Source organism: Verrucomicrobiia bacterium, assembly GCA_035460805.1.
Classification (GTDB): Bacteria; Patescibacteriota; UBA1384; order CAILIB01; family CAILIB01; genus DATHWI01.
This window is the reverse complement of the sequence record DATHWI010000008.1, coordinates 1-2,445: the sequence shown is the minus strand read 5'-3', so window position 1 is coordinate 2,445 and position 2,445 is coordinate 1. Positions and strand designations below refer to the sequence as shown.

The window sequence follows — 2,445 nt, the reverse complement described above, 5'->3', positions numbered from 1 at the left end:
TCTTCACCGCCACTACAACTTCGCTGAGCACTCCTTGGAGACAGCAGTCAACTCGTTACACGATTCGTGCAGGTCGGAACTTACCCGACAAGGAATTTCGCTACCTTAGGACCGTTATAGTTACGGCCGACATTCACGGGGACTTAAGTTCGGAGCTTTGCCTTGCGGCTGACCCCTCGCCTTAATCTTTCCGCATTGGTCACGTGTCACTCCCTATACGTCGTCTTAACGACTTAGCAGAGAGCTGTGTTTTTGTTAAACAGTCGGTTGACTCCTTTCACTGAGGCCGCTTGCGCGGCGCCCCTTCTTCCGAAGTTACGGGGCTAACTTGCCGAGTTCCTTCAAGAAGTTTAACTCACGCGCCTTGGTATATTCTACCCACCCACCTGTGTCGGTTTACGGTACGGGCACCTTAGTATACACCGGAACTTTTCTCGACAATCAATTTAAACACTTCAGGACGTGTTGCCACTTCCCTGGATCTTGCGAAACGGCCGCAATCAACGGGCCGATGTTTTCTTTGCTTGTGTCATTCCGGGTTAAATGTCGGTGGTGCAGGAATATTGAACCTGCTGGTCATCGGCTACGCCCTTCGGCCTCACCTTAGATCCCGACTCACCCTGGGGGGACGAACCTTGCCCAGGAACCCTTGGGTTTACGGCGGACAGGGATTTCACCTGTCTTATCGCTACTCATGTCTGCATCCTCACTTCTGGTCACTCCACGGATGGTTTCCCTTCCGCTTCGCAGTAACAAGAACGCTCTCCTACCATGCTATGTAACCTAGGTTTCATAGTATCCGCAGCTTCGGTATACGGCTTATCGCCAATCATTTTCGGCGCCGGGTTTCTCGATGAGTCAGCTATTACGCACTGTTTAAATGATGGCTGCCTCTAAGCCAACATCCTCACTGTTAAAGAAACCTGACATCCTTTCCACTTAGCCGTATTTGGGCACCTTAGCTGGCGATCTGGGTTGTTTCCCTCTCGACGATGAAGCTTATCCCCCACCGTCTGACTCCTGTGTTGCACCGGGTGGCATTCAGAGTTTGATTGGATTCAGTATCCCGTTAGGGACCATAGTCCATTCAGTGCTTTACCTCCACCCGTCAGTACACAAGGCTAGCCCTCAAGCTATTTCGGAGAGAACCAGCTATCACGGGGTTTGATTAGTCTTTCGCTCCTACTCACAACTCATCCCAGAAGTTTTCAACCTTCACGGGTTCGGACCTTCAGTTACGGTTAAGTAACCTTCATCCTGGTCATGAGTAGATCACCTCCGCTTCGGGTCTACTGCCAGCGGCTGTTTGTCGCCCATTTCGGACTCGCTTTCGCTTCGCCTTCGTGTCAAAGACACTTTGACTTGCCACGGACAGTAACTCGCAGACTCATTAAGCAAAAGGCACGCTATCACCCTTGCGGGCTTTAACACCTTGTAAGCGTACGGTTTCAGGTTCTATTTCACTCCCCTTGCGGGGTTCTTTTCGCCTTTCCCTCGCGGTACTTGTTCACTATCGGTCACCAGTTAGTATTTAGCCTTACGCCGTGGTCGGCGTGGATTCATGCGGGGTTTCACGTGCACCGCATTACTCAGGGTACTGCTAGGTGTGATCGGGTTGTTGACTACGGGCCTCTCACCCTCTGTGGAAAGATTTTCCAGTCTTTTCGTCTAACCGTTTCACTACCATGTCGCAGCCCTACAACCCCAGAAAGCAAGCTCTCTGGTTTGGGCTCTTCCGCTTTCGCTCGCCACTACTTACGGAATCGTTTCACTTTCTTTTCCTCCGCTTACTGAGATGTTTCACTTCAGCGGGTTTCGCTCGATCCACCTATGAATTCAGTGGAACGTCACACGAGATTAATCGTGCGGGGTTACCCCATTCGGAAATCTTCGGATCAAAGCGTGCTACCGCTCCCCGAAGCTTATCGCAGTTGGCCACGTCCTTCTTCGCCTTCTGGTGCCAAGGCATTCACCGTACGCTCTTTGTAGCTTATATCGTAAGTTCTCATACAGAACACTTTCCAGTCTCTCGCTTCACAGCGAAACACTTTCTTTGTTCCAATTCGCCTCAACATTAAAGTTGCAGATGTGTCATCTTCCTGAAAGGGCCGTGCGGGTCCTTTCGTTCTGATGCACATTCCGCTTTATCTATAGTTTTCAAAGAACAACTCCCGGGGTGGCAAGGCCAGCCCCTGGAGGTTTCGTCATCACCACCACTTAAGGCGGGGACAACAAAAAGTCATCGTTCGTCAGAAACGAAACACGTTTATCATTACTTTTCCCTCTTACCCCTTTCTCTTGCAAGGGTAGGCCTGACTGGGCTCGAACCAGTGACCCTGCGCTTATCAAGCGCATGCTCTAACCAACTGAGCTACAGGCCTTTCTTTCTGGTTTGGCTTCTGCTCTTGTCCCCTGCCCGTCTCTTTTATTCTTTAAAAAGTGGAG

Annotated in this window: 1 tRNA gene and 1 rRNA gene; both read right to left on the bottom strand. The window is 50.8% G+C overall.

The annotated features are described in order from the left end of the window. Positions 1–1,996 (bottom strand): 23S ribosomal RNA (locus tag VLA04_00125); the annotation flags it as partial. A gap of 311 nt (positions 1,997–2,307) precedes the next feature. Beyond that, positions 2,308–2,381, bottom strand: a tRNA-Ile gene (locus VLA04_00120). Positions 2,382–2,445 lie beyond the last annotated feature (64 nt).